Below are 3,982 nucleotides of genomic sequence, written 5' to 3' on the forward strand. Positions count from 1 at the left end.
TTCCTTGGTGAGTCTGGGCGGGGTCAAACGGTCGTAGCGACGCCCCGATACCCGAGATGGCGTGGACCGATGCCCGCGACATGGGGGCCCCAGGTCATGGTGGTCGACTACGCCCTGGCGGGCTGGCCGCCCGGCATATCTCCGACCATCCGGCGGAAGAAGGTCCCCGCCGGGGAGATCTGCACCGACCCCCGATCCCGGCGGCGGACCACGCCGAAAGGCCAACCCACCCTCGCACCAGGGAAGATCACAGATATCTGATCATGCTATGAAAAATCACACCACCAGCACTGGTGGATCCAGGTAGACCGCAGGAAGGAAGAGCCGACACGGTCGGCACAGCCAGCGCAGCTGTCACACATACACAGGCACGCCACGACGTCATCGGGCGAGATACGCCCGCAGGAACGCCACGACCTCCGCCAACGCCTCCCTCGCAGCCCCCGAACTAGGCACCGCGATGTGCCAGCAGTGCCCGGTGCCCGCCCACGCGCGGTACGTGGCACGGCCCCGGCGGCGGAAGCCCCGCGTCCCGTGCGGCCAGCAGGGCCGCCGCCGTGCAGATGCAGCACCGTCGCGCGCCGGCCGCCGGTCGCGGTCAGGCCGCCGGTCACGGTCAGGCCGCGGCCGCGGGGGATCAGGCTGTGGACGGCGCGGCGACGACGCCGGGTACGGACGGGCTCGAGGCGGCGGTGCGCTCCCTGCTCCCGCTCCTCGAAGTCCTGCCGTGCCCGCAGTACTTCCGGCCGGCGACGCCGCTCAGCGGCCCAGACGCCCTCGCCGCCTTCCGGCGCGAGCTCGCCGCGCACGCAGCCCGCCCCGGCGCCGGTGCCCTCACTCGACCCGCCGGCCGAGCCGGGGGTCTTCGGCGGCGTGGTGGCGCGGCGGCTGGCCATGGACCTGCCGTACCCCGACCTCGACCTCGAATACTCCGTGGCCGAGGGCATCGGTAGCACGACGCTGCGCGGCTATGCCGGCGGCGCGCCGGACGCCCCGCCGGTGCTGCTGGTCGCGCCGTGCGGCATGCCGGTCGAGTTCGTCGCCGCGTGGGTCTCGGCCCTGTCCACCGATCACAGGGTGTTGACCTGGGAGACGAGCGGGCTGTTCGGCAACGAGGGCGAGCGCGCTCGGTTGGACGGCGCGTACCTGGCCGGAACCGTGCGGGACCGCGTCGCCGGGCAGACCCGCGATCTGATCACCGTGCTCGAATCGGAGAAGGCCCGGGATGCGCACGTGATCGGACTGTGCGGCGGCGCGGTGCTCGCGCTCGCGGCCGCCGCGCAGCGCCCCGACCTCGTGCGCTCGCTCAGCCTCTGGCACGCCGACCTGCTCGTGCCGGGCTGCCGCACCGCGCACCAGGCGAACCTGAGCGCGGTGTTGGAGCTGGCCGCGCGCGACCCGACGACCGCCGCGTCCGTGCACGACGTCCTGCTGCGCACGATGCTCGACAGCGTGCCACGGGACCTCGCGCACCTCGTGCTGCATCCGTACGCCACCGCCGAGCTGTTCCACCGCTATAGCCGGATCAACGGCGCCATCATGGCGCTGGACGCGGCCGACCTGGTCGACGGGGTCCGCCAGCCCGTCCTCGTGGTCACCAGCACCGACGACGAGACCGCGCACCCCGAGGCCTCCCGCGAGATCGCCGGGACCCTGCGCGACGCCCGGCTGGTGGTCCGCGACCACGGCGACCACATCGCGCTCTTCCGCGGTTCGCCGTCGCTGTTCGAGCTGGCGACCGACTTCATACGACGTCACTCCTGAACGAAATCGAGACCTCGGATGACCACCGCACCTGCCGCTCCGGCTCCCCCCGTCCTTGCCGCCCTCGACGAGCAGACCGCCGCCCTGAACTCCGGCAGCTGCGGGCTGCTCCTGCACCGTGTAGGCCAGTTCAACTACGGCTTCGCTCGCGAGGGCCGCCAGTACAGCCGCGACCTGGTCGCCTACATGAACGGCAAGGTCGGCGGCACCATCTCCACGTTCTTCTACGACGAGGTGTTCGGCGTGCGCGACCGCGTGCACTGGCTGGTGCACCTCAAGGCGCCGAACGACTACCGCGTCCTGCTGCGGATGGTCGACGACGACGAGGAGTTCCGCGACATCTCGCTGGTGGACCGGCTTCCGGAGAAGGGGCACGGCAGCTGGGAGCGGATGTTCGTGGCGGGCAGTCTGGTCGAGCAGGTGCTGCTGCCCCAGCACGGCCTGCACTACCGCCACGAGGACGCCGCCCCCGACCCGGCGCTCTATGTCCCCGCGGCGCGCAACCAGACCAGCCAGCCGATCAGCGCTCAGCTGAACTCGGCCAACGCCGGCGCGGTGGTGCTGCGCACGGCTGACGTGACCTACAAGTTCCGCGAGGAGGGGCGGCTGTTCGCCTTCGACTGGCAGGAGGCGGTGAACGTAGCGTTCCCCGGGCACGTCACCTCGCTGCTCTACGAGCAGAACTTCGGCCGCCAGGACCGTATCCACTGGCTGATCCACCTGCGCGACCTTGAGGACTACCGGCTGCTGCGCGAGTTCGACGACAGCGAGGCGACGATGTCCTCGATCTTTGCCAAGCAGCGCGTCCACGAGTCCAAGGGCGGCGGCACCTGGGACGACCTGTTCTTGCCCGCCAGCATCCATGACGTCGTCATGGTGCCACGGTTCTGACACGGCGGAGGCCGCGGGCGGATGGGTATCGGGATTGAGTCGATCAACGCTTACGTCGGGCGGACCTCGCTCGGCGTGCTGCAGCTGTTCGAAGCGCGCGGGCTCGACCAGCGACGCTTCGAGAACCTGCTGATGGAGAGCAAGTCGGTGAACCTGCCATGCGAGGACGCGGTAACCAACGCGGTCAACGCCGCCAAACCGCTCATTGACGCGCTGGACGACGGCGGGCGCGCGGCGGTCGAGCTCGTCGTGGTGGGCACCGAGTCAGGCCTCGACTACGGCAAGCCGATCAGTACCTACGTACACGACCTGCTCGGCCTCGACCGCCGCTGCCGCTCCTTCGAGGTCAAGCATGCCTGCTACGGCGGCACCGCGGCGCTGCAGACGGCTGCGGCGGTCATCGCGACCAGTCCGGTCCCCCAGGCCCGTGCCCTGGTGATCGCCGCCGACTCGGCCAGCGTCGCCGCCCGCGGGACGTACTGGGAGCCTTCGCAGGGCGCCGGCGCGGTCGCCATGGTCGTGAGCCGGAGGCCGCGTGTGCTCGAACTCGACGCGGGCGCGAACGGCTACCACAGCTACGAGGTGATGGACACCCTCCGGCCGCGCCCGGACCTTGAGGCCGGGGACAGCGACCTGTCGCTGCTGTCGTACATGAGCTGCCTGGAGGCCAGCTACGGTGCGTACCGGGAGCGGGTGCCTGAGGCCGACCTGATGGGGTCCTTCAGTCATCTGGTCCTGCACACGCCGTTCGCCGGCATGGTCAAGGGCGCGCACCGCCGCCTGCTGCGCAGGCATGCCGACGCCGATCCGCAGGCGATCGCGGCCGATTTCGGGCAGCGCGTCGTGGAGAGCCTCGCGTACTGCCAGGTGGTCGGCAACCTCTACTCCGCCGCCCTCTATCTGGCACTCTGCTCCCTGATCGACCACAGTCCGCTGGACGCGCCGCGCCGGATCGGCCTGTTCTCCTACGGATCCGGCTGCGCCTCCGAGTTCTACAGCGGCGTGCTCGGTCCGGGGGCGAAGCGGGCCGTGGGAGAGCGGCGGATCGCCGCCGCCGTCGCGGAACGCCACCCGCTGACCATGCCCGAGTACGAGCTGCTCAGCGATCTGAGCCTGCGTCGGATGGCGGGCGTGCAGGACGAGGTCTTCGACGTCGCGGAATACGAGCACATCTACAAGAGCCACGTCGCGGACCGCGGCTACCTCGTGCTGGACCGGATCGACAACTTCCATCGCCGCTACCGCTGGAGCTGACCGTGGCGACCACCGAAACCGCGCATTTCCGGACGATCGAGGTCGTCCGGACACCCCGGTCCACCCGCATCGT

General features: G+C 70.5%; 3 protein-coding genes. All 3 read left to right on the top strand.

Going from position 1 to position 3,982, the window contains the following annotated elements:
• The first annotated feature begins 828 nt into the window (after positions 1 to 828).
• The 3 genes from AC08OX_RS15585 to AC08OX_RS15595 are packed head-to-tail and all read left to right on the top strand — an operon-like array spanning position 829 to position 3,909.
• A complete protein-coding gene (locus tag AC08OX_RS15585) occupies positions 829 to 1,764 on the top strand; it encodes an alpha/beta fold hydrolase (RefSeq protein ID WP_476608478.1) in 936 nt (311 codons plus the stop codon).
• An 18-nt stretch (positions 1,765 to 1,782) separates the two neighbouring features.
• On the top strand, positions 1,783 to 2,655 hold the full coding sequence (locus tag AC08OX_RS15590) for a DUF6039 family protein (protein WP_476608479.1): 873 nt from the start codon (positions 1,783 to 1,785) through the stop codon (positions 2,653 to 2,655).
• A 21-nt stretch (positions 2,656 to 2,676) separates the two neighbouring features.
• Positions 2,677 to 3,909: a hydroxymethylglutaryl-CoA synthase family protein gene (locus AC08OX_RS15595; RefSeq protein WP_476608480.1), complete on the top strand. Its 1,233-nt coding sequence runs from the start codon at positions 2,677 to 2,679 to the stop codon at positions 3,907 to 3,909.
• Positions 3,910 to 3,982: the final 73 nt, after the last annotated feature.

The organism is Frankia sp. CoBUL1 (genome assembly GCF_978021245.1).

Excerpts from the sequence above, each read along its gene's own strand:
- AC08OX_RS15590 (WP_476608479.1), top strand. The coding sequence starts at position 1,783 with ATGACCACCGCACCTGCCGCTCCGGCTCCCCCCGTCCTTGCCGCCCTC.
- AC08OX_RS15595 (WP_476608480.1), top strand. The coding sequence starts at position 2,677 with ATGGGTATCGGGATTGAGTCGATCAACGCTTACGTCGGGCGGACCTCG.